We start from the raw sequence: 23,361 nt of genomic DNA, 5'->3' as shown, positions 1-23,361 counted from the left end.
CCTTATCACATAAAAAATAAAGATGTTGGAAATTTTATCCCAACATCTTTTTCATATCTCAAAAGTTCTGACTTGACTTGAATTTCTATAATGTTATAATCTAGTTATGAAAACTAGATAAAGAGGTTTTTATAATTTGACAACACAACAATACCCTCTCTGGGAAGAATTACCAGAGATTGAACTCTATTTGGATCAGGTTTTGCTCTATGTCAATCAGGTCACCCAAAGCACTTTGGGACCAAACGACAAGGGGCTAACCGCCTCTATGGTCAATAATTATGTCAAACACGGCCATGTCGCAAAACCCATCAAGAAAAAATATAATGCTGCTCAGGTAGCTAGACTTATTGTCATCACTAGTCTAAAGACCGTCTTTGAGATTTCTGAGATTGCCAAAACCTTAGAAATCCTACGAACAGATGCTGAAAGCCAAAAGAGCTACTACAATGACTTTGTAGCCTGTATGAATGGTCAGTTTCCCCAAGAAGCTCCGCCAGTCATACTCTCAGCCTGTCAAACACTGCAATGCTACCGAGCTACCCATCAACTTTTGAACGACCTTGAAGGAGGAAATAATGTCTAATACCGCTACTTTTAATACTTCTCCCAACCTCAAACTCAGTAAAAAACTTAGCTTTGGTGAGGAAGTGGCAAACAGCGTGACTCACGCCGTCGGAGCTGTGGCCATGCTAGTCTTACTGCCAATTACTGCTGTTCATGCCAACAACGGCTACGGCATGACTGCTGCTGTCGGGATGTCTGTTTTCGTTATCAGCCTTTTCCTCATGTTTTTGAGCTCAGCCATCTACCATGCTATGGATTACAACTCACCCCACAAGATGGTTCTAAGAATTATTGACCACAGCATGATTTATATCGCCATTGCTGGAAGCTACACCCCTGTTGCCCTCTCACTGGTTGGCGGATGGCTAGGCTATAGCATCATCATCCTCCAATGGGGAACAACCATTTTTGGTATTCTCTATAAAATCTTTGCTAAAAAAATCAATGAAAAATTCTCCCTCTTCCTCTATCTGATGATGGGATGGTTGGTTATCTTCATTATTCCAGCTATCGTCACTAAGACAGGACCAGCCTTTTGGGGACTCATGCTTGCTGGAGGATTGTCATACACGGTTGGTGCAGCTTTCTATGCTAAGAAAAAACCATACTTCCACATGATTTGGCACCTCTTCATCATGCTGGCTTCAGCGCTTCAATATCTGGGTATCGTCTACTTCATGCTTCCTTAAGCTAATACTAGACTTCTAGGTGTTATGGTATAATAAGGCATACGGAGGTAAATCATATGAAAAAAGAACTCAGACGAGATCCAAACAACAAAATCATTGCCGGTGTTTGTTCTGGTATCGCTAAATATCTTGACATCGACCCTGTCATTATTCGCCTCATTTGGGCTGCAGCGATTTTCTTATTCGGAACAGGCTTTCTTTTCTACATCATTTGCTGGATTATTATCCCAGAAGAAAGCAAGTGGTAAGTTATCATTGAATATACAAAAAAGGTTTGCCAATTGGTAAACCTTTTTTAGATTGAAGATAAAGTTTTGGGAATTTCTTTAGATAATATCAATCATTAGATGAACTTGTCCAGTGGATGATTTCAGGAATCTAGGAAGCTCCACTATGTATTATTCATATTAGCAAACAATAACCTTATTCCCGTGAAAGTAAGTCTTCATGGTCTCTAATCCACTTTTTTATTTGGTATAAAAGTGGTAAAAAATCTTTTCCCAAATCAGTTAAACCATAATAAACTGGAGAACCTGTACTAGCTTTTCCGTCACGACTAATGATATTAATTGACTCTAACTCACGAAGATTTTGAGCAAGAACTTTTCGAGATATAGTCTTCAACCTTCTTTCAAGTTCTGCAAAATGAAGTCTCTCATTTTCTAACGTTAAAATAATAAATATAGCCCATTTCCCTAACAAAGGTTGAGCAAGCTTGCGTAAATAGATTTCGTTTTTCATGTTACCTCTAGGTACCTTCTTTTTCTCATTATTGAAGTCTGTTACTATTGTACTACATTCGAAAGGAGCAAAGCATGGTATTTTTTAAAACAAGAGAATTCGAATTTGAAACACGACGTGTCATGTGGTACTGTCCAAATGGTGGAAGTGACTTTGCCGAGGTTGAAAATATTTGCCGACAAATCACAGATGGCAACTACGAATCTTGGTATCATGGCTGGAAAAATGGTGCTGAAAAACTATTAAAACGTAGTCAAAGATATTCCTCTAAAATTAGTCGAGGACATGCTTTTTTGCGAGCCAGTCGTTATTTCCAAGCCTCTGAATTTTTCCTTTCCCCTTTGGATAAAAGAAAAATAGACGTCTATCAACTATCAGTTAAATATTTTTATGAGGGACTAAATACGTTAGAAATTCCTTATCGTTTGGAAAACATTCCTTATGATGATATATCGTTACGTTCTCTTTATTTCACTCATAAGACAAAAACATGCAAAGGAACACTCTTTATCTGTGGTGGTTTCGATGCCTTGTTAGAAGAACTTTACTTTACAAATGTTGTTGCAGGAATCGAAGAAGGTTATGATGTCATCATTTTTGAGGGACCAGGTCAATCCTCTGTCCTTAGAGAACATCATCTTCCATTTATTCTTAATTGGGAAAAGGTTTGCCAAGTCGTAATTAATTACTACAAAAATCAAGTTTCTAAACCTTTCATCGGAATCGGTCTATCCTTGGGTGGTTTGCTAATGGCTCGCGCACAAGGAAATAAAAATGACTTATTTGATAGTATTGTTTTATATAATTATTTCCCAAGTGTACTAGAATCCTTCAAAAATAATATCCCTAGAATATTCCATCGTTTCATTGGTGATACAATGCCAAGTTTTGTTGAAAAGTTAGCTATGTTTTATATTCAAAGAAATAAGTTTTTAAATTGGCAGGTTGAACATGCAAAATGGAATTTTGGAGCATCCTCACTATCTTCTTTGATTAATCGCTGTAAGGAATTTAAGGAAGTAACAATTACGGGGCCCGTTCTCGTACTTTTAGCTGCCAATGATATGTATTACGATAAACAACTAGGTTTTAAGTATTTTGAATCCATACCCTCGAAAGAGAAAAAGTTAATTATTTTTGATAAAGAAAACTACTCAAGCGACCTTCACTGTCAGAATGGTTCTGCTTTTGATAGTAATGACGAAATCTTTGAATGGTTAAGTGAAATAGAGTTACCTTAATTTATAGATATATGTAAACAAAAAAGTGATACAGACCTAAATTTCTTACCATTTAGGTCTGTATCACTTTCTTTTTTTATTTTCTCAAGCGGAAAATCAAATAGCTGACATTAACAAGGAGTAAAACACTCCAAAGAATGAGAAAGGGAATATTTCCTCGGACAGCATTGTGCCAAATACCTAGGGCGTATAAGGCCATAAAGACTAGTGAGCCTAGAACTGCTGTTCCCTTATTGTTTTGTGGTTGTTTAGACATATGAACCTCCTTTGATTGCTTGTTCTGATCCGGTTTAAAGCCATAAACCAGAGCGAGAAAAAGTCTGGCTTGGCGTTTGACATCATTTGCCAAAGACCTATGAGACTGGGCATAGATGCCTTTTGGATTGTAGAAAGATTTATCAAACTGTTCAGGCGCTTGCTGTCCCCAACGTTTTTTCAATTTGTTGGGTGAACGAAAGCCCTTGGTCATCCGATTACGAAAATCAGGGTCATGTGGTTGGACCGGCTCCACATCCAGTTGCCAGTGGCGTTTGAAATTACCATAGTTAAAACTGGCACCATTAACCATCCCACTCTCAGTCACCTGCTCCGCATCGACCTCATTGAGAAAGTTTCCCTGACTATCCAGAATAAACTCAATCCGATTATAGAGAAGAATTTTTAGATTAACACTTGGAATCCCATCAGGATAAACCGCCTTGCCATCACAGATAGAAACCTTCTGGTGCAAACGTCCCTGATCAAACATGGTGAAAGGCTTCCATCTGAGATAGACAGCCAAAGCTTCTTTATCTGTCATCCCCGGCTTTTTATAATGCTTTCGCACATACTGGGCCTGTTGACTAGAAATCAGGTATCGTAGCTGATGGATTTGTCGCTCTATAGAAACATTCTTAGACAAACTATCATCAGGAAAAGCCAGATCTACCAATTTCACGACATCCTTCCAGAAGGAATCATGCGGTGCTAAGTCAGGATCAAAATAAGATAAAAGGTGTTGGGTTTCTTCAAGCTCTCCCGATAAATCCTCTGGCATCCCTATATAAGCTAGCAATAGCTTAAGCACCTGCAATGGCTGGTAGTCCCTTCGCCAGTCCTCCCACAAGTTTCGAAAGGTTTTTGAACCAATGAGCATCACATCCCTCCTCGATAATATATGTAAATTCATTCAGTCGTCTCTTTGATGAACTCCTCTATCTTCTCGGCCACCTCTTTGGTCTGATAGTGATAAAGATAATGCGGAGCATCATAAAAAGTCACTTCGATATTTTTCTGGTCCTTTGCAAAGCTAGTCGCATAATGCCGCCAGTCCTTCTGGCTAAAACCAGTACCCCCACCATTCGAGACCATCAGTAAGGTTGGAATTTGTGAATCAATGCTAGAAGTAACTTTTTTCGCATTTTCCTTAACAGACAGGCTCTCATTTAACATAGCCTTTGACAAAATTTGACGATAGGCTATCCGTTGATAGAGGCGGTGGTCACTACTACTGAGATTGGCATTAGGCACATATAAGCGACTCGGTAAATACCTTAATAAGCCTAATTGACTTCCCCAACGAGCCATACGTAAAATCTGGGGATGTATTGTTAAATGAGCATAACTTTCTGGTAGGGCCCAATCTAAACCAATGATGGCTTTCACTTCACTAGGGTATTTTTCCTGCCACAGAAGTGTCTCTAAGGAGGCCATCGAATGAGAAAGGATTATATAAGGACCTGAGACATGAGCCTTAGCTAGGGCTTGACGTGTCTCTGAAAGAACCTCAGAAACATCTCGGGACTTAGACGTGTCCTCGCTGTAACCATAGCCACCCCTTTCAACAACGACTATCTTATACTGCTTCGAAAGCCCATTATACAAGTCTTTAAAATCTAGAATGGGAGAGGCTGTTCCAGCACCAGAAAGAAAAACTAGAGTTTGTGGCCCCTCCCCCTTTACAAAGACGCTCATGTCATGGCCATTAACAGACACCATTTGCCCCATAGGGTTGAGAGAAACCTTCTCTCTTTGCAAGGCCAATCTATGGTAAGTAAAACTAGCCAGTAACAAGACTAGAACTGCTCCCAGCAGAAATAAAAGTCTTTTCCTAAAAACGTGCATGGTTTATCCTACTAAAAAGTCAGCTAGCTTAGCTAACCGACTTTCTGATTTATTCGGCATCTGGGCGTGATTTGCGAGCAATATCAGCAAGGATATTTTCTACAAATTCTGACACAGCTTCAGTGTGTGTTTGTTTTTGTCCATAGCGACGAACGTTAACAGTTCCGTCTTCCATTTCCTTATCACCAACAATCAATTGGTAAGGGACTTTTTGTGTTTGAGACGCACGAATCTTATATTGCATTTTCTCGTTACGTTCATCCACTTCAACACGGATACCACGGTCACGAAGTTGTTTAGCAACTTCCCAAGCGTAATCTGTGTGGGCTTCATTTGAAACTGGGATAACAGTTACTTGTTGAGGTGCCAACCAAGTTGGGAAGGCTCCTTTATAGTTTTCAATAAGGATAGCTGTAAAGCGTTCCATTGTTGAAATAACCCCACGGTGAATCATAACTGGACGGTGTTCTTCCCCATCGGCTCCGATGTATTTAAGGTCAAAGCGTTCTGGAAGCAAGAAGTCCAATTGGATAGTAGAAAGTGTTTCTTCATTACCAAGGGCAGTCTTCACTTGGATATCAAGTTTTGGACCGTAGAAGGCAGCTTCACCTTCTGCTTCAAAGTAGTCGAGTTCCATGTCATCCATGGCTGATTTCAACATGCTTTGAGCATTTTCCCACATTTCATCATTGTCAAAGTATTTGTGAGTATCTTTAGGGTCACGGTATGACAAACGGAAACGATAGTCAGTCAAGTTGAAATCTTCGTATACATCGATAATCAATTGAAGCGTACGTTGGAACTCATCTTTGATTTGTTCAGGTGTTACGAAAGTATGACCGTCATTAAGTGACATTTCACGCACACGTTGAAGTCCTGTAAGGGCACCAGATTTTTCATAACGGTGCATCATACCAATTTCAGCGATACGGATAGGCAATTCGCGGTAAGAGTGCACATGGTGTTTGTAAACTTCGATGTGGTGAGGACAGTTCATTGGACGAAGGACAAAGGCTTCACCATCTCCCATATCCATTGTTGGGAACATATCTTCACGGTAGTGATCCCAGTGACCTGAAGTTTTGTATAGCTCAACTGAGGCAATTGGTGGAGTGTATACGTGTTGGTAGCCTGCTGCTACTTCCTTGTCCACGATGTAGCGTTCCAAGACACGACGGATTGTCGCACCGTTTGGCAACCAGAATGGAAGACCTTGACCAACTTCTTGAGAAATCATGAACAAATCAAGTTCTTTACCAAGTTTACGGTGGTCACGTTCTTTAGCTTCTTCAAGACGTTTAAGGTAAGCTTTGAGATCTTTTTTATCGAACCAAGCTGTACCGTAGATACGTTGCATCATAGCATTATCGCTATTTCCACGCCAGTAAGCACCTGCAACATTCAAAAGGTGGAAAACTTGGATACGACCAGTTGATGGCACGTGTGGGCCACGGCAAAGGTCAACGTACTCACCTTGACGGTAGATAGTCAAACCACCTTCGTCTTCTGAGTGCTCTTCAATCAGTTCCAATTTATATGGGTCATTTTTGAAGATTTCACGCGCTTCGTCTTTAGTCACTTCTTCACGGATTGATGGGAAGTTTTCTTTAACGATTTTCTTCATTTCTTCTTCGATACGAGGAAGGTCTTCGTTAGAAATTTGACCAGCTTCATTGTCAGTATCGTAGTAGAAACCATCTTCGATAGCTGGACCAACACCCAAATGAATATCTGGGAAAAGGCGACGAGCTGCTTGGGCAAACAAGTGAGCCGCTGAGTGACGCAAGATTGGAAGAGCGTCTTCGTGATCAGGTGTCACGATTTCGATGCTTCCATCTTCAGTAATCGCACGAGTTGTGTCAATCAATTTACCGTTAAATTTACCAGCAAGTGCCTTTTTAGCCAAAGAGTTGCTGATAGATTGTGCAATTTCAAAAGTTGTAACGCCAGATTCGAATTCACGAACAGCGCCATCTGGGAAAGTAATGTTAATCATAATTAAGATGTCAGAGCTCTAAAGGATGAGCCCCTTCTTCCTCTCTATTTAATGTTTTTGTTGTAATAGTTTGTTTCTAGGATGCTTTGCAATTCCGTCTTATGCCAACCTGCACCAATCATCATCTTGTTGATATTAAAGTCTAGCTCCCTATCATCAGTTAGAACGAAACGAAGTTTGTAACCAATGAACAAACGTTTCTTAAACTGATAGGACTTAATCATCTCTTCAGGAAGTGTAGCGATAATCTTTCCTAATTTTCCTAAAGGAGTAATCGAGATAATGTAAACCTCTTTTTCTGTAAAAACAATAAGAAAATAGGCATTGGCTGTTCCACCAAGTCTTTGGGTAGCATAGATAGCGTGCATAGTCTCAGCAAGACTAGGATCTACACCGTGATCAATCAAGTAGGCCTTGATAGCTTCATATTTGAACCCCATAAAATTCTCCCTCAACTAAATAGATAGTGTCACCTCGTTCTAAACAATCCTTTTAGTAATCAAAGAGAAAATATTTAGTCACAAAGTAAAGCTTTTCTATCTAAACTAGACATTCTAAAAATTGTAAAGCATACCAAACAATACAAAAAGCGACATCCTAAAAAGGACGTCGCAACGTGGTTCCACCTTAGTTCATGTACGACAAAAAACGAGTCTGTCCTACACCTCTGATTGGCTCTAACGTGGCCACCGTTTTATGTTTGCATAAAAAGTTAATCGAGTAGTCCCAATCATGTCCTCTGCGTGATTTCCAGCACCACACGCTCTCTGAAAGATTTCCCATGACTGATATATCTCTATGCGTTATTATAGCATGAAACTGTAATTTTTCAAGCTAATTATCTCTTTTATTAATCAATTCTAAGATTTTATCTGACTAGGAAAATCTGGTTGCTTTTCTAATCCAAAAGTTTCGTGATATTTCTGATTTTCTTGACCTGTTTGGCTGATCCTTTGAGGATACGAACAGAGCCATTAACAGGCAAGGTAATAGCCTTAGTTGGCAAATAAGTTACCATACGCGTCAAGCGTTTCATGGTACTATCTTCACCATTCAAATCATTGTGGAAATCCTTAGAAATCGTAAGGTCCAAGTAATACTCATAGACACGTTTTCCAAAGTTTTCCGCAGAAATTTCATAAAGCTTGTCAGCCCACTTAGTTTCGTCTTTTTCTGGTGTTGCAATGGCAGCTTCCAAAATGGCCCCAGCTAAATCATTATCATGATAATAAAGCGTTCCAAACATCTGGTCTGTAACTACATTATCCAAATAAGGATTTCCGTGGGCAATGATAGGGGTACCGCTAGCCAAGGCTTCCAGATAGGTCAAGCCCTGAGTCTCACTGGTTGATGCCGAAATGAAGAAATCAGCAGACTTATAATAAAGTGCTGTCTCACTAGGCGCAATCATACCAGTGAAAACCACCTTGTCCTGAATACCAAGTTTTTTGGCTTGAGACTTAAGATCTGTTAGGTAAGGACCGTCACCAGCCACAACCAAACGCACCTTGTCGTCTTCCTCCAAAACAGAAGGGAGAGCAGCCAGCACAGCCTGGATGTTTTTCTCATAGGACACACGAGAGAGGCTCAACAACATGGTCTCATCAGAGGCGATACCAAGCTTGGATCTCAAGTCTGCCACATCATCTTCAGTAATCTCTGGACGTTGGAACTTTTCAAGTTCAATCCCAGTTGGAATGACACGTTTTTCAGCTGCAACCTTGTACTTGAGCAAAAGGTCATAAACAATCTCACTCGGACAAATGACTCCATCCAAATCGCTCATAAAGCCACGAACAATGTACTTAACCATACTTGGACGGATAACCATACCTTTGGCAATATAGCGGACATAGTCTTCATACTGAGTATGGTAGGTATGCACAACAGGAATCCTAAGTTCGCGTGCAATGGCAATCCCTAGCAGACCTAATGAAAACTCTGTCTGCGTATGAATAATATCAAGCTTATATTGTTTGGCAATCTCTAGTGCCTTAGAAAAGCCTCGATAAGCTACACGGCGGTCCTTAAAAGCAAAGAAAGGCACACTCGGAATACGGACAATCTGCCAGTCTTCATAGCGGTCAACATCTCTATCAGTCGTGGTAAAGATAAAGACTGTATGTCCCATTTTTTCCAACTGCGTCTTCAGCGTGCGAATACTGGTCGCAACACCTGATACCTGTGGAAAATAGGTATCTGTAAACAATCCGATACGCATTTAAATCTCCAATACTTCTTTGTAGGCTTCAACAAGCTTTTGGGCGACATCGTCAATCGAGCGACTTTCTGCAACCTTATAGCCTTCTTCACGTTTGTCCACTTTACCATCGATAATATCTTGCAAGGCTACTACAAATTCGTCCACGTTGTGCCCAAATGAGGCCGATTTGTCATCAACCCAGCCTTCATAAACAGGAATATCACGCAAAACTACATGCTGGTGACTGGCAAAGGCTTCTAGCACCACAATCCCTTCAGTTTCCTCGTAAGATGGGAAAAAGAAAGCATTAGCACCACTCATGGCTCCCTGGAAGACGGCTCCCTTGAAATAACCTGGGAAGCTGACATTATCAGGATGCTTACCATTGACAATGTCTCGAATCTTCTTAGGAATCAACCATTTGCTGATGCTACCTAACCAAATAAAACGAACATGAGGCATCTTTTCGGCCACCTTGACGAAGTCTTCAATTCCCTTGCGTTGGAAATAAAGCCCCGCACAAATAACCACTGGCTGTCCTTCCTCGATACCAAAGTAGTCTCGGAAAACTTCTTCCTTACGTGGATCCTTACCGTATTTTTTCAAATCAATCCCATTTGAAACAGCAATGATTGGTGTGGTAACTCCGTAAGACTGAATCAATTTTTTGGAATACTCAGATGGCGTAATCACGTAATCGGCCTTTTGATACATGTGGGCCAAGTATTTCCCAAAAAGTGGAGCCAAAAGGTTAGAACCGATGAATGAATTCTCAAAGTCCTCACGTGTCGAATGGCCATGCATGATGACCTTCTTGCCACGGCGTTTTGCAGCGTGCAACAACATCAAACTGCGTGGCCCATAAGTATTAATATGAACGACATCATAATCACCCAAGATGTCCGTTGTATAGGGAATCCCCGCCAAGTCCAAGGCATGCATCTGATGGTGGAGAGCCCGTCCGATTCCTGATTTTTCAAGAACCGATTTTCCTTCAAGATAAAGTAGAACTTTCATACTCTTCATTATAGCTTAATTTAGTAGAAATTTCATCTTGCAGTTGGCTTTATCTTGATTTCTCATTTAATGAGATAGGCGGCCAAATACTAAAAAAGATCGAGAATACTCGATCTTTTAGGTCATCATCTTAAACGTCTTTACGGCGACGATGGCTATATGCTACACCCATGACTGCTGCCACTTCTGCTGCCGCACCAAGGGCAAGCAAGGCAGTATCGTTAGCTTGACCAGTCTCTGGAAGTTGAGGTCCTGATTTCTCAGAGGATTGAACTGGCTTAGCTGGTTTTGGAGTCACCGGTGGAGTAGGCGGAGTTGGTGGTGTTGGCGGAACCACTGGTGGTTTAGGTGGGACACTTGGTGGTGTCGGTGGTGTTGGCGGTGTAGGAGGTTTTGGAGGAATGTAACTATTGTTAAATTCTGTATCCAAAGGAAGGAGAACGGCTGCTACAAGTAGATTTTCCTTTTCACCTACAGTCTTAGTTACGGTCACCTGGAATTTAGCCACCATGTTATCATAAACCACGTCAGCTTCATTACCCTTGACTTCTTCAACAGTGTAGTAGTAAACACCTGGTTTGTCGTAGACAATATTTCCAAAACTAATGTTTCCTTGTGCATTATTGGTCACTGTTTGGATAACATTACCCTTGTCGTCCTTGAGAACGAAACTAAACTCACCATCTTTGAGGTTACGACCTGTAAGAACCTTGGTCAATTCGAATTTGGCCTTAGCTGGTTGCACGTCTTTCACATAGTTATTGAAAACAGTATCTTTTGGATTAGCAACTGTTGATACCAAAGCATCACCATCTCGTGTCACTGTAATCCAGACAGTTGCTTTCATACCATCATAGATGATATCTTCGTTAGTTCCCTTAACTTCTTCAACAGTATAAGTGTAAGTTCCTGCCTTATCAAAGTGAAGTTCACTAAAGGCAACACGACCATCAGCTGTATTACCAACTGTTTCGACAATATGACCGGCACTATCTTTGAGAACAAATTGGAACTCATTAGCAGTCAAAGTTTGGTTGACACCTGCCTTAGTCAATTCCTTACTGAACTGAATAGCGGCCTTAGCTGGAGTCACAAACTTGTTGTTAAAGATAGTGTCTTTAGGATTAACCACGGTTGAAACAAGGGCGTCGCCATCACGTGTTACCGTGATAGAAACAGCAGCTTTCATGCTGTCATAAACAATTGAGTCATCCTTACCTGTAAGCTCTTCAACAGTGTAGTTGTAAGTACCTACCTTGTTAAAGGTTAACTCACTAAAAGCAACCTGACCATCAGCTGTATTACCAACAGTTTCAAGGACTTTTCCAAAACGGTCTTTAAGAACAAATTGGAATTGATCTGCTTTTAGATCTTGTTTAACGCCTGCCTTGGTCAATTCCTTACCAAATGCAATTTTGGCCTTGGCTGGTGTTACCAATTTATTGTTAAAGATAATGTCTTCTGGATAGGCAACCTTGGCAACCAATTTGACTTGATTGTCCACAGTTTCACGAACAACCTGAATGGTGATATTGGCTTCTAGTTTGTCATAGACCACATCTTCGTCATTACCGGGAACCTCTGTCACACGATAATGATAGATACCTGGCTTACTGAGTGAGAGATCTGAAAAGACGATTTTACCCTTGGCATCATTAGTGGTTTCCCCTAAGTCAACAGGATTGGCACTATCAGTCACATCAACTAATTTAAATGTAAATTCTTTATCCTTAAGGTCTCTACCCGCCAAGTCCTTCTCAAGCTCAAGATTGAAATGAGCGAGATTATCTCCAATGGCATCTCCACGACCGCCAACCAAGCGAATGGTTGACTTGTAAGAATCAGAAACAACATCCGCATGAAGTTTAATACGGTTGACAGGGTTAGTTGATTCTTCAACAGGTTGTGTCAAACGGGTTTGATACCAAACATAAACCATGCGGTCCAACTGATTGAGTTTAAGCTCAAAATGGCTATCATCATAAGAGAAACTCTTAATCAGATCCATAGCTGATCCCTTGTCAATCCAAGGATCTGCCGAATCAATGTAGCGAAGTTGCAAAGAACCGTCCACAAATCTTTGATTGTCAGACCAAGTATCAACCAGTTTCAAGTTGTTAAGGAGACGTCGTGAGTAATTGAGACGCATCTGCCAATTCAAAAGCGTAGGATCATTCTTATCTTGACTACCCCACTTAGAAATAACCTCTTGACCTGGAGGAGGTGACTGCTCTTTACCCACTGAAACATGAATGATACGTCCCTCAAAATCAAGAGTAAGATGTTCCCCTTCATCTACTTCTTCAGAATAAAGGGTATCCAACTCTAAACTCATGAGCTTATTGTTGGGATGTGTTTGGAAATAGTTATTAAAGGTCGTTGTGACACGATTCTTCTCAGGATCAATTTGAGCCAGACCTACAATTTGATTGTCTGGATTATAGACATTGATATCGTAGCTAGTACGGAAACGCAACTGCTCAGGCAAATTAAAAATGACCTGATCCCCTTCATTGATGGTCATATCATCAGGGAAAGGAATATTGTGGTAGACAACCTTGCTAGTAGCGTACTTACTATTTCCGTTTGGAAATTCCATTTCCACATCAGGATTTTGAACAGTGATTTCAGTACCTGTCTTAGTCACCTTGACATCCGCTGGAATCGGACGACTTAGGTTGGTAACCTTAAGTCCGAAATTATCAGACGAAGCGGAACTCGTATTGTTTGCTGCAGCGAGGTCGCTAGCGCTAGCTTCTCGTGTTTCATTGACTGTAACAGGTTTCTCACTGATCCCCTCACTAGTCTTATCTTGTGATGAACTTGTTTGCTCAGAGCTTGCAACCGTTTGCTCTTGAAGCGCAACTTCACTAGAAACAGCAGTTACTGAGATAGCACTGGTACTTTCTGCTTGAACGGTAGGTTCAGCTGTCACTTCTTGACTTGAGGCACTAGTGCTTGTCCTTTGGCCCCCACCATCAGACTCACTGGCTTCCTCAAGTACACTCGTCGCTGGTTGGCCTTTAGGCTCTTCAGCTTGATCTGCTTTGGCGGTACTTACACCAAAAACTGCAGACGAAAGTAAGACCGAAGCAACGCCCACCGTAAACTTACGGATTGAGAAACGCTGCCTCGAATCACCGAATCGGTTATTCATGATTCTATCCTCCCATTTTTACAAATCTTAACATTTTTGTAACCCTTTTCATTCTGAATTATACACTATTTTCAGAACTTTGCAAGATAATTATTTACCCCTTTGGAGGTTTTGTAAAGCTTTCTAAGATATCAATAGATAGTGAAATTTTCAAACCCTTATATTATAAGCTTTCTTTCGGAGTCTCTCTTTTAATATTGTTTTTCTTTCTCATTTTATTGACATAATTTTAATTAAATTTCCGTCTGAAAAATGCTAAAATTCAGATTTTTTCTTTAAAAAATGAGAAGGTTTTCTTATTTAAAAGCAGAAAAAAACTGCCATTCTTAAATGAATAGCAGTCGTCTTTAAATTAATTAAGAAAATGAGCATAAGCACTCATTTAATGTATTTTAGGCAAGTTCTTTGAGAAACTCAACCAAGATAGCAGCTGATTGTTTCCCCGCCTGAATAATGAATTCATCAAAGGTAATGTTAGCATCATGAGCAGCTGTATCACTCATGGCACGTACAACGATGAAAGGCTTTTTGACACTGTGTGCGGCTTGAGCAATAGCTGCTCCCTCCATCTCTACAGCCAAGACTTCTGGGAAATGACCCTTAATAGCATCAATCTTGTCTTGACCCGCAATGAAGCTATCACCCGTAGCGATAAGCCCAATCTTAGAATCAATGGAAGCCTGAGCCAAGACCTTTTCGAAAGTCTCTACGAAGGTAGAGTCACTTTCAAAATAAAGTGGTTGCATAGACATTTGCCCATAATCATAGCCAAAGGCTGTCAAATCAACATCGTGATAGGCCAATTTTGAAGCTACAACCACATCTCCAATTTTAAGTCCAGGTGCTACTGCTCCTGCAGAACCAGTGTTAATGAGGGCATCAACGCCAAAATGGTCTGCCAAGACAGCCACAGACATGGCTGACATAACCTTACCAACACCTGATTGCACCAAAACAACATCATGTTTTCCTAAGCGTCCTGTGTAGTAGGTATTGCCAAGAACAGTTTCTTCAACCTTATTTTCCAATTGCTCCACTAGAAGCACTAACTCCTGCTCCATGGCAGCGATAATTCCAATTTTCATATAGTTCCTTTTCAGCTTGTAATCTTTCCTGAATAAGTAGCTAGGGCTATCTGACTCATAGACTTTTTAGAAATAAAAGACAGCAATGAAGAGAATAATCAAGAGGACCACAACCCAAAAGAGGATGCGATTAAGCTTGTGTTGAAATTGATTGCGTTTAGCATTCTCAATTCGACGGCTCTTGTAGGCAGAAGGCTGGTAATCAGCCTCATAATCCTCATCGTAGAACTCTTGATCATAGTCCTCATAATAAGGATGTTCCTCTAAATCGATTTCCCCACGCTTGGCCTGCTCAATGATATCTTCGGTCAAAAGTGGTTTTCCCATAGCTTATTTTCCTCCGAAATGAAGTGCATAGTATTGGAGCGCGATGATGGTTTTGGCATCTTGAATAGCTCCTGAAGCTACAAGTTCCATACACTCCTCATAGGTCAATTCATAGAGTTCAAGGAACTCATCATCATCAAGTGGACGTGGATTTTCCACAGGTTTAAGGTTGGTCGCTACATAGAGTTTGATTCTCTCATTACAAAAGCCAATGGCTGTGTAAAATTCATAAATCAATTCCAGATCACCCTTATACTGAGTCTCCTCTTCGAGTTCACGCGCTGCTGCAGCCATTTCATCGCCAGCTTCACCGACTTCCAGTTTGCCTGCAGGAATCTCGTAAGAAACTGCCTCAATAGCCTTACGGTATTGTTTTACGATAATGATTTTTCCTTCTGGGGTAACCGCTAAAACGGCTACTGCTCCCTTGTGGAAGATGAGTTCACGACCAGCCGTCTTACCGTCTGGCAAGAGGACCTCGTCTACTGCAACTTCAAAAATATGTCCCTTAAATTTTGACTCACGTTTGAGTGTTTTTTCTTCAAACTCCATGAATTGACTCCTTTTACTTCTGACCTCATTCTAAGCTACCTCTACTCTACAAGAGAATCTAGCTCAGATAGCCTTAAGCCTACTTTTGTTGGCTTGGGTGGTGAGGTTTCTTAATGGCATAGCCTTCTTTATTGACCTGACGGCCACGTCCAATGGCTACGCTGTCAGCTGGCACATCATCTGTGATGGTTGAACCAGCCGCTGTGAGAGCGTTAGCCCCAATTTCAAGCGGTGCAATCAAGGTTGAATTGCTTCCGATAAAAACATTATTGGCAATTTGTGTCTTGAACTTGTGTTGACCATCATAGTTAACGGTAATGGTTCCAGCACCAAAGTTAACGTCAGAACCAACTTCCGCATTACCAATGTAGGTCAAGTGACCAGCTTTGGTATTTTCACCGATAGTAGACCCCTTAACCTCAACGAAGTTACCGATATGAACATCTTTTTTGAGGGTTGAATCTGGACGAACATGGGCAAATGGACCAACGGTAACGCCCTCTTCAACCACTGAGTGCTCAATCATAGAGTTAGTGATAACCGTTTTGGCACCGATAGTTGAATCAACAATATAAGTACCATTAGTAAGCACTGACTCTGCACCAATCTTAGTTTGTCCTTTAAGTGTCACATTAGCTTCAATGACAACATCTGGATCAATTTCCACATCCACGTCAATATAAGTAGCGTTTGGATTTTGGAAAGTAACACCGTTGACCATGTGAGCTTTGTTGATACGACGACGCATAACATCTTCTGCCGTAGCTAGGGCAACACGGTCATTAACCCCAAGACTTTCTTCGAAGTCACGAAGGGTGAAGGCACCTACTTTTTCACCATTCTCACGGAAAATAGAAATGACATCAGTCAAATAGTATTCCCCTTGAGCGTTGTTAGTGTTGATATTTTTAAGTGCTTCGAAGAGACGTTTGTTGTCAAAAACGTAAGTCCCTGTATTGATTTCTTTGACTTGTTGTTCGAATTCGTTGGCATCTTTTTGCTCTACAATCTTAGTCACTTCGCCATTTTCGTTACGGATGATACGACCATAACCAAATGGATTGTCCGCAGTTGCAGTCAAGATAGTGGCAACATTTTTATGATTAACGTGGAAATCAATAAGGTTTTTAAGGCTTTCACCAGTAATCAAAGGCGTGTCACCAGCAATAACAAGCGTTTGACCTTCAAGTCCAGCCAACTCATCTTCAGCCATCATTACTGCGTGACCAGTCCCCAACTGCTCAGTTTGCATAGTGAAAGCAGATTGACCATCCAAAACCTCACGAACAAGTTCAGCCTTGTGACCAATAACAGTAACGTTTTTAGCTGGATCAATGGCTGAAACTGCACGGAAGACATGCTCAAGCATAGTGATGCCTGAAACCTTGTGCAATACTTTTGGAAGATCTGATTTCATGCGAGTTCCTTTACCCGCAGCAAGGATAATTGCGTAATTACTCATTTTCTTTTTCCTTCTTAAGATTTTTTTGTGATGGTTTCCTTCGTGGCGGTCTTAGCCTTGAGCCCCAAATCTCAGGGCCTCCACCTCCCACTGGGATAGCCTACGAAAGAAAGGGGCCTTGAAAACATAGTCACTCATTTCTTAGAAAATATGTCCTCATAACTGACGTTTTTTAGGGCCTCTGATTATCTATAATCGCCCTATTATACCATAAATGAAAAGGTTTTGGCAGAATGAAAGGTAATGAAAAAAGAGCTAACGCTCTTTTTTCTATGGATAGTTATCCTACAACCATTCTTTGTATTTCTTAATGTAGATATGCTTCACAAAGGTAACACTAAGCATATACAAAACGATAATAACAAACAAGAGAATGAAATAGAGACCATTTAGATGGCTGAGTTTTAAGAGACTAGCCAATGGACTGTAAGGAAGAGAGGTTACAAAGACAGCAGCAAATAGGGTTGTCACAACAACAGATAGTGCTGGGTGGCTTTGAATAAATGGTAGTTTTGGTGAACGTAACATGTGGATAACCATGGTTTGAGACCACATAGATTCGATAAACCAACCTGTTTGGAAAATGATGATAAAGGCTGCTGCTTCTGGTGAACCATGAACATAGCCATGCCCCAAAATCATTGGCACAATGATGAAATAGAGCAAGATATATGTCAAAATATCAAATACGGACGAAATAGGTCCTATCCAAGCCATGAAACGCATGATTGATTTGGCTTCCCAGATATGTGGCTCTTTAAGAAATTCCTTGTCCACATTGTCAAATGGAAGGGCGATACAAGAGATATCATAGACAAGATTTAGGACAATCAAATGCACAGGTGCCATTGGTAGGAATGGTAAGAAAATGCTGGCAAAGAGGAGAGAAAAGATATTCCCGAAATTTGAAGAAACGGTCATCTTGATATATTTGGTCATATTAGCATAGACCTTCCGTCCTTCAACCAAACCTTTTTCCAAGACCATTAAATCCTTATCAAGCAAGATAACATCTGCAGTTTCTTTGGCGATATCAACAGCTGTATCCACAGAAATCCCCACATCTGACACCTTCATGGATGGGGCATCGTTGATACCATCACCCATATAGCCTACCTTATGCCCATTTTCCTTAAGGCTTAGGATAATTCGTGCCTTTTGGTCTGGGGATAACTTAGCAAAGACTGTTGTCGTTTCCACAGCCTTAGCCAAATCTTGATCTGACATGGTATCAAGATCACTTCCAAGTAGAATGTGCGTCACATCTAGACCAACTTTTTCACAGACAGCCTGTGTCACCTTATCATTGTCTCCAGTCAAAATTTTTGTGGTCACACCATATTCCGCCAAAGCCTTGATAGCAGGTGCTGCTGATGGTTTTGGTGGGTCAAGGAAGGCAAGATATCCCGTCAAAATCATATCACTTTCATCTTCGACACTAAAGACGTCATTTTCATTAAGCTGTGATTTGTAGCTAACACCGAGAACACGCAAACCTTGTTCATTCAACTGTGCAACTTCCGCAAGGACTTCCTCACGAACATCGTCAGTCAATGGGATAATGTCTCCCTTGTATTCCACATAGTTAGAAACAGAGAGCATTTCTTCAAGGGCACCTTTTGTCACCATGCTAACAAATCCATCAGTGTCTTGAACAATGACACTCATGCGACGACGTTCAAAATCAAAAGGTAGCTCATCAATCTTGTGGAAGGTCTGGTCAAGGTCACGAACGATGTCATGTTTCTTAGCTTCTCTTTCAGTTCGACTAATAATGGCACGGTCCATAAGATTTTTCAAGCCAGTTTGGAAATAAGAGTTAAGATAGGCTCTCCGAAGCACTGAAAGGTCAAGGTCGCCATGGATATCAAGAGGGTACTCAAGAACGATTTCATCTTGAGTCAGGGTTCCTGTCTTATCCGTACAAAGGATGTCGATAGCCCCTAGGTCTTGAATAGCATTAAGTTTTTTGATGACCACCTTTTCCTTGGCCATAATGATAGAACCCTTGGCAAGACTGGCTGTGATAATCATCGGCAACATTTCTGGGGTCAAACCGACTCCCACACTAAGGGCAAAGACGCCGGCTTCAAGCCAGTCCCCATCTGTTAAACCGTTAATCACAAAAACAACAGGAACCATAACCAACATGAGTCGAATCAAGAGCCAAGAAATGGAATTCATCTCACGTTCAAATGAAGTTGGTTCGTCATAAGTATTGATGGTCTGCTCAATTGCTCCCATCATGGTTTCATCACCAACAACTAAAACCAAGGCTGTTGCACGACCAGAGATAACATTAGTTCCCATGAAAGCAAGGCTCTCACTTTCAAGCAGGCTCTCTAGATTTTGACCATCTGCTTTAGCCAGACAAGCTTTTTCCACAGCATCGCTTTCACCTGTCAAGCCAGACTGTTGAACAAAGAAATCACGAGAATCTAGTAAGACCACATCAGCCGGAATCATATCTCCCGCACTCAGTTTGACCACATCTCCAACCACAATTTCATCGATTGGGATTTCTTGCTCACTGCCATCTCGAAGCACTGTTGCTGTATTGACAATCATGCGAGACAAATTGCTAGCAGCCTTGTCACTACGAAGTTCTTGAATAAAACGGATACCACCAGATATCAAAACTAGAGTGACAATGATGATAGAAGTCGTTGGATCTTCTTCACCTGGTTTAGCAAGCCAGACATTGGTGATAAAGGAAACCAGAGCGATGACTAGGAGAATAACAGTAAAGGGATTGATGATAGATTCATAAATCTTTTTGATGATAGAATCCTCTTGTCCTTTGGTTATGATATTTTCCCCATAAAGGTCACGGTTTTCTTCTACTTGGTCTTCCTTCAAGCCATCCAAATGAGTCTTGTAGCGAGTAAGGGTTGTTTCAAGTGGCTCTTGAAGAGCAGCAATAAGTCTTTCTTTATTTGTTGACATTGGAATCTCCTTATTTAATCATGAGCCAATCACTTATGGAGTCCCTAAGACACTAATCAGCGATTGACTGGTTAGGTGCGGTTCGGGGTGATCGTCGATTAGTCTCATAGGTTTCTCCTTTCAATTTTTTGATGCTGGGTGGACCTCAGACAAATGAAAAGAGTCCTACCCATATACAGGTAAGACTCTATAAACTCGAGGTTGATTTTTTAATAGATTCTGTCAAAAAATGGACCGTTCAAGCTTTAGCTCCGCAAGGCGATGAAATGAGCTTAGTCTTGACCTTGGCGATCAGGACTGTTGACCAACGAGTAGTGTCTCCACTGCTTTGCGGTAGTCATCCGTATCCTTGTGGTAGCCTCACCTACCGTATTTCACTGAAAATAATACTCCTAAGGCGGTAACTTGTCAAGGGGAAAAGTTACTTTTTGCTTGAGTGGGTAATAAAAAAAGAGCTTCCGCTCTTTTTTGTAAGATATTCTTTTGTAAAATGGATTTTTTTAGACTTTCCTTAAGTGAGTGCGGACGTCGTAGTCAAAATAGGAACTTATCTTATCAATAGACGAATTAAGAAATCTTTCGTATTTTCTTAGCCTGCACGAAGTCAAGCAATGCAAAGACAAGGATCCAGATGATTAGAGCTATTAAACTAGCTTTTTGGTCCTGCCACTTAAAGTGGTCAAAATCACTGAGTGCATTTGTATAAAGCCCCATGTGACTATATTTTATAACGGTATCAAAGGTATCACTCATGCCTAAAAGTGTTGGAATGAAAAGGCTAATCATTGTTATTGGTAGACCAATAATCTGTGAAGACATTTGAGTTTTACACACCATACCAATAAATAGATAAATAAGCATGACAGCTACCGCAGTTAATAAAACAATAAGGTAATAAGTATCTGACTGTTTACCCAAATCAATCTCTAGAATTTTAGGAATGAAAAGAGCCGAAGCAAGACTAATGGCGAATGGGATAACAAGGGTTGAGATTATGTAATTTTTAGTCTTAACACCACTCAGAAGGAGAGTTCGGAGGGTCTTTTTCTCCTTTTCCTCAGACACAATGGTACTAATTGTATTCCCAGCCCCAAATAAAAGGGCCATAGACAAACACTGTACAAGCAAACGAACCTTGGATTCTGTATTCAATGCTCCCTGTATCTCAGTGAGTTTTTTATATAGATAAGTAAAGCCAAATGGTAGGAAAACTTGAATCAAGATACTTTTATTTGATAAGATAATTCGGCGTCTGAGCCACATGAGTGATTTTAACTGCTTACGCATTGAGCTTACCTCCTGTTAGTTGGATAAAGACATCTTCCAAGGTTGGTTCACAAGAATGGATGGTTAGAATATCATCAGTCTGGCTGACCTGTCCCAACTCTGAAAACGATAGGTAGTCCTCCTTACCAGATTGATAGGTAATTTTGACACGTTTATCTGTATTATACTTTTGAATCAGATCACTTGGAGTCCCCGCTTCCACAATTTGCCCCTTATTAAGAAGGACAATCTTGTCACAGAGGATAGTCGCCTCGTGCATATCATGGGTCGTTAAGAAAATGGTCGTCCCTTCTGCTTGCAACTCCTTAATAAGTTCATGAATAGACTGGGAAGTTGACGGATCTAAGCCTGAAGTCGGTTCATCCAAAAAGAGAACTTGAGGTTTGTTAATAATGGCACGGACGAGTAACATACGTTGCTTCATCCCTGTTGATAACTTTTCAGCCAGGGTCTTACGTCTGTCATAGAGACCTACACGCTTCATCAAATCATCAAGGTCCCCTTGTGGAACATCATAGAGCTTTGCAAAAAAGAGGAGATTGTCATAAAGGCTCAACTTTTCATAATAGCCACTATTTTCCGTAATTAGACCGATATTGGTAAGGTCTTCCTCATTCAGATTGGTAGAGGACTTACCTAGAATTGATGATTGCCCTTGGTCTGGTGTCAATTGACCTGTGAGAATGTTAATCGTAGTCGTTTTACCAGATCCAGATGGCCCAAGGAAACCTAAAATTTCTCCCTTGTTGACCTCGAAAGTGAGGGAACTTATGGCCTTAAAAGACCCAAAGCTTTTACCTAAATTGTCCGCTTTAATAACCTGCTGAGACATAGTTACTCCTTTAATATTTCTTTAACCTAAAACCTATCATTCCACATATTTTCCTGAAAACAAGCGTGCATTGGCTGAAAAACACGATGTTTTACATTACAATATTTTAACATAATAAGAAAAAGAAAAAAAGAGCACTTGGCTCTTTCCTACTTTCCTTGCTTGATATAAGTCCCTTGCAGCTTACCGTGTAAGATGTAATCCACAGATTTGAGCTCATCAACAGTTCGACAATCAAGGGCACACATGATGAGACGAAGGTCGTCTTTCCAGCCATTAACGATAGCCACAACCTTATCCACAGGGTAGCGTTCTACCAATTCAAGGACTGTTCGTGAGAGGCCTACACCTTTTGCTCCTAGGACCAGACATTTGACCATATCAAGTGGGTTTCGCACGCCACCTGAGGCTAGGATTTCCACATTATCACGAAGGTCTTGGGCTTGCAAGAGGGTCTGAACGGTGCTTTGTCCCCAGTCATTGAGGTAATCTCGGTTGCCACCTCGACTATTTTCAATATAGGCGAAGCTAGTCCCACCACGACTTGAGATATCCACAGTTTTGATGCCCTGAGACATGGCATAACGAATGGTTTCCACATCCATACCAAAGCCGACCTCCTTGAGTACAAGAGGAACCTCTATTTTCTGTGCATAAGCCGCCACATTTTCCTTCCATGTATGGAAAATACGCTCTCCCTCAGGCATGAGGAGCTCCTGCATAAGATTAACATGGAGCTGTAAAAAGACTGGTTTCATAGCTTCCACCGTCTTAATGCCCAGGTCCACAGACTTATCCACACCGATATTAGTCGCTAGGTCTAAGTCTGGAAACTCTTGGCGATAGTCAAAGGATTCTGGTTCTTCTCCCTTTAGAGCAGCACTGTAGGAACCTGTCACCATGAGAATACCTGTTCGACTGGCCACCTCAGCTAATTTTCGATTAACAGCACCACCCTTGGCGGAACCACCTGTCATGGCATTGATATAAAAGGGATAATCCCAATCTCGTTCCGCAAAATGTGTGGACAAGTCAATCTGATCTAAATCATAAGTCGGTAGAGACTTGTGGATAAGTTCCATATCGTCAAAACTATTGTAGGGCGACTGGTACTTGAGGGCATAACGGATGTGATCGTCTTTACGATTTGTCATAG

General features: G+C 40.9%; 20 protein-coding genes and 1 riboswitch. Of the genes, 4 read left to right on the top strand and 16 right to left on the bottom strand.

What is annotated here, in order from left to right; translation table 11 throughout:
• Positions 1 to 136: 136 nt before the first annotated feature.
• The 3 genes from HMPREF2979_RS02485 to HMPREF2979_RS02475 are packed head-to-tail and all read left to right on the top strand — an operon-like array spanning position 137 to position 1,504.
• Positions 137 to 586, top strand: a complete 450-nt coding sequence (locus HMPREF2979_RS02485; protein WP_070654971.1) for a DUF1836 domain-containing protein — start codon at positions 137 to 139, stop codon at positions 584 to 586.
• Positions 579 to 1,256, top strand: coding sequence for a PAQR family membrane homeostasis protein TrhA (locus HMPREF2979_RS02480; protein WP_002886236.1), 678 nt, complete (start codon positions 579 to 581; stop codon positions 1,254 to 1,256). The genes HMPREF2979_RS02485 and HMPREF2979_RS02480 overlap by 8 nt, the downstream gene beginning before the upstream one ends.
• Positions 1,257 to 1,312: 56 nt before the next feature.
• Positions 1,313 to 1,504, top strand: coding sequence for a PspC domain-containing protein (locus HMPREF2979_RS02475; RefSeq protein WP_002886147.1), 192 nt, complete (start codon positions 1,313 to 1,315; stop codon positions 1,502 to 1,504).
• 175 nt (positions 1,505 to 1,679) lie between these two features.
• On the opposite strand, the gene HMPREF2979_RS02470 is transcribed toward HMPREF2979_RS02475, so the two are convergent.
• Entirely contained in the window at positions 1,680 to 1,997 is a 318-nt protein-coding gene (locus HMPREF2979_RS02470; protein ID WP_037602090.1) for a winged helix-turn-helix transcriptional regulator, read from the bottom strand.
• A gap of 74 nt (positions 1,998 to 2,071) precedes the next feature.
• Here HMPREF2979_RS02470 and HMPREF2979_RS02465 point away from each other — a divergent pair, with 74 nt between their 5' ends.
• A complete protein-coding gene (locus tag HMPREF2979_RS02465) occupies positions 2,072 to 3,238 on the top strand; it encodes a dipeptidyl aminopeptidase (protein WP_037602087.1) in 1,167 nt (388 codons plus the stop codon).
• A gap of 76 nt (positions 3,239 to 3,314) precedes the next feature.
• Here HMPREF2979_RS02465 and HMPREF2979_RS02460 read toward each other — a convergent pair whose 3' ends face one another.
• The 15 genes from HMPREF2979_RS02460 to fni form a co-directional block, all read right to left on the bottom strand.
• Positions 3,315 to 4,373, bottom strand: a complete 1,059-nt coding sequence (locus HMPREF2979_RS02460) for a DUF3114 domain-containing protein (RefSeq protein WP_070654969.1) — start codon at positions 4,371 to 4,373, stop codon at positions 3,315 to 3,317.
• Positions 4,374 to 4,402: 29 nt separating this feature from the next.
• Positions 4,403 to 5,341, bottom strand: a complete 939-nt coding sequence (locus HMPREF2979_RS02455) for an alpha/beta fold hydrolase (RefSeq protein WP_070654967.1) — start codon at positions 5,339 to 5,341, stop codon at positions 4,403 to 4,405.
• Positions 5,342 to 5,390: 49 nt separating this feature from the next.
• Positions 5,391 to 7,337 carry a threonine--tRNA ligase gene (thrS, locus tag HMPREF2979_RS02450; RefSeq protein WP_070654965.1) on the bottom strand — a complete coding sequence of 649 codons (1,947 nt, stop codon included), beginning with the start codon at positions 7,335 to 7,337 and terminating at the stop codon, positions 5,391 to 5,393.
• Positions 7,338 to 7,381: 44 nt separating this feature from the next.
• Positions 7,382 to 7,777, bottom strand: coding sequence for a hypothetical protein (locus HMPREF2979_RS02445; protein ID WP_070654963.1), 396 nt, complete (start codon positions 7,775 to 7,777; stop codon positions 7,382 to 7,384).
• Positions 7,778 to 8,235: 458 nt separating this feature from the next.
• Positions 8,236 to 9,558 (bottom strand): glycosyltransferase family 4 protein, encoded by a 1,323-nt coding sequence (locus HMPREF2979_RS02440; protein WP_070654961.1) that lies wholly within the window; start codon positions 9,556 to 9,558, stop codon positions 8,236 to 8,238.
• The gene (locus tag HMPREF2979_RS02435; protein WP_004182965.1) at positions 9,559 to 10,557 is read right to left on the bottom strand and encodes an LTA glycolipid anchor biosynthesis glycosyltransferase, IagA/BgsA family; all 999 of its coding nucleotides are present in this window, start codon (positions 10,555 to 10,557) and stop codon (positions 9,559 to 9,561) included.
• A 130-nt stretch (positions 10,558 to 10,687) separates the two neighbouring features.
• On the bottom strand, positions 10,688 to 13,714 hold the full coding sequence (locus HMPREF2979_RS02430; RefSeq protein WP_070654959.1) for a Spy0128 family protein: 3,027 nt from the start codon (positions 13,712 to 13,714) through the stop codon (positions 10,688 to 10,690).
• Between the two features lie 392 nt (positions 13,715 to 14,106).
• Positions 14,107 to 14,799, bottom strand: coding sequence for a 5'-methylthioadenosine/adenosylhomocysteine nucleosidase (locus HMPREF2979_RS02425; protein ID WP_002886153.1), 693 nt, complete (start codon positions 14,797 to 14,799; stop codon positions 14,107 to 14,109).
• A gap of 66 nt (positions 14,800 to 14,865) precedes the next feature.
• Positions 14,866 to 15,126: a cell wall synthase accessory phosphoprotein MacP gene (macP, locus tag HMPREF2979_RS02420; RefSeq protein ID WP_070654957.1), complete on the bottom strand. Its 261-nt coding sequence runs from the start codon at positions 15,124 to 15,126 to the stop codon at positions 14,866 to 14,868.
• Positions 15,127 to 15,129: 3 nt separating this feature from the next.
• Positions 15,130 to 15,678 (bottom strand): NUDIX domain-containing protein, encoded by a 549-nt coding sequence (locus tag HMPREF2979_RS02415; protein ID WP_014633436.1) that lies wholly within the window; start codon positions 15,676 to 15,678, stop codon positions 15,130 to 15,132.
• A gap of 79 nt (positions 15,679 to 15,757) precedes the next feature.
• Positions 15,758 to 17,140, bottom strand: coding sequence for a bifunctional UDP-N-acetylglucosamine diphosphorylase/glucosamine-1-phosphate N-acetyltransferase GlmU (gene glmU, locus HMPREF2979_RS02410; RefSeq protein ID WP_070654955.1), 1,383 nt, complete (start codon positions 17,138 to 17,140; stop codon positions 15,758 to 15,760).
• Positions 17,141 to 17,425: 285 nt separating this feature from the next.
• Positions 17,426 to 20,086, bottom strand: a complete 2,661-nt coding sequence (gene mgtA, locus HMPREF2979_RS02405; protein ID WP_070654953.1) for a magnesium-translocating P-type ATPase — start codon at positions 20,084 to 20,086, stop codon at positions 17,426 to 17,428.
• A 223-nt stretch (positions 20,087 to 20,309) separates the two neighbouring features.
• Positions 20,310 to 20,465, bottom strand: a riboswitch (M-box (ykoK) riboswitch).
• Between the two features lie 188 nt (positions 20,466 to 20,653).
• Entirely contained in the window at positions 20,654 to 21,373 is a 720-nt protein-coding gene (locus tag HMPREF2979_RS02400) for an ABC transporter permease (protein WP_070654951.1), read from the bottom strand.
• Complete coding sequence (locus tag HMPREF2979_RS02395) at positions 21,366 to 22,205, bottom strand: ABC transporter ATP-binding protein (RefSeq protein ID WP_070654950.1); 840 nt, start codon at positions 22,203 to 22,205, stop codon at positions 21,366 to 21,368. Before HMPREF2979_RS02395 ends, HMPREF2979_RS02400 begins: the two co-directional genes overlap by 8 nt.
• A gap of 149 nt (positions 22,206 to 22,354) precedes the next feature.
• Positions 22,355 to 23,359, bottom strand: coding sequence for a type 2 isopentenyl-diphosphate Delta-isomerase (gene fni / locus HMPREF2979_RS02390; protein ID WP_070654949.1), 1,005 nt, complete (start codon positions 23,357 to 23,359; stop codon positions 22,355 to 22,357).
• Positions 23,360 to 23,361: the final 2 nt, after the last annotated feature.

Origin of the sequence: Streptococcus sp. HMSC078H12, assembly GCF_001814615.1 — a bacterium.
GTDB lineage: Bacteria > Bacillota > Bacilli > Lactobacillales > Streptococcaceae > Streptococcus > Streptococcus salivarius_F.
Note: the sequence above shows the minus strand (reverse complement) of the source record. Positions and strands in the feature narration are given on the sequence as shown.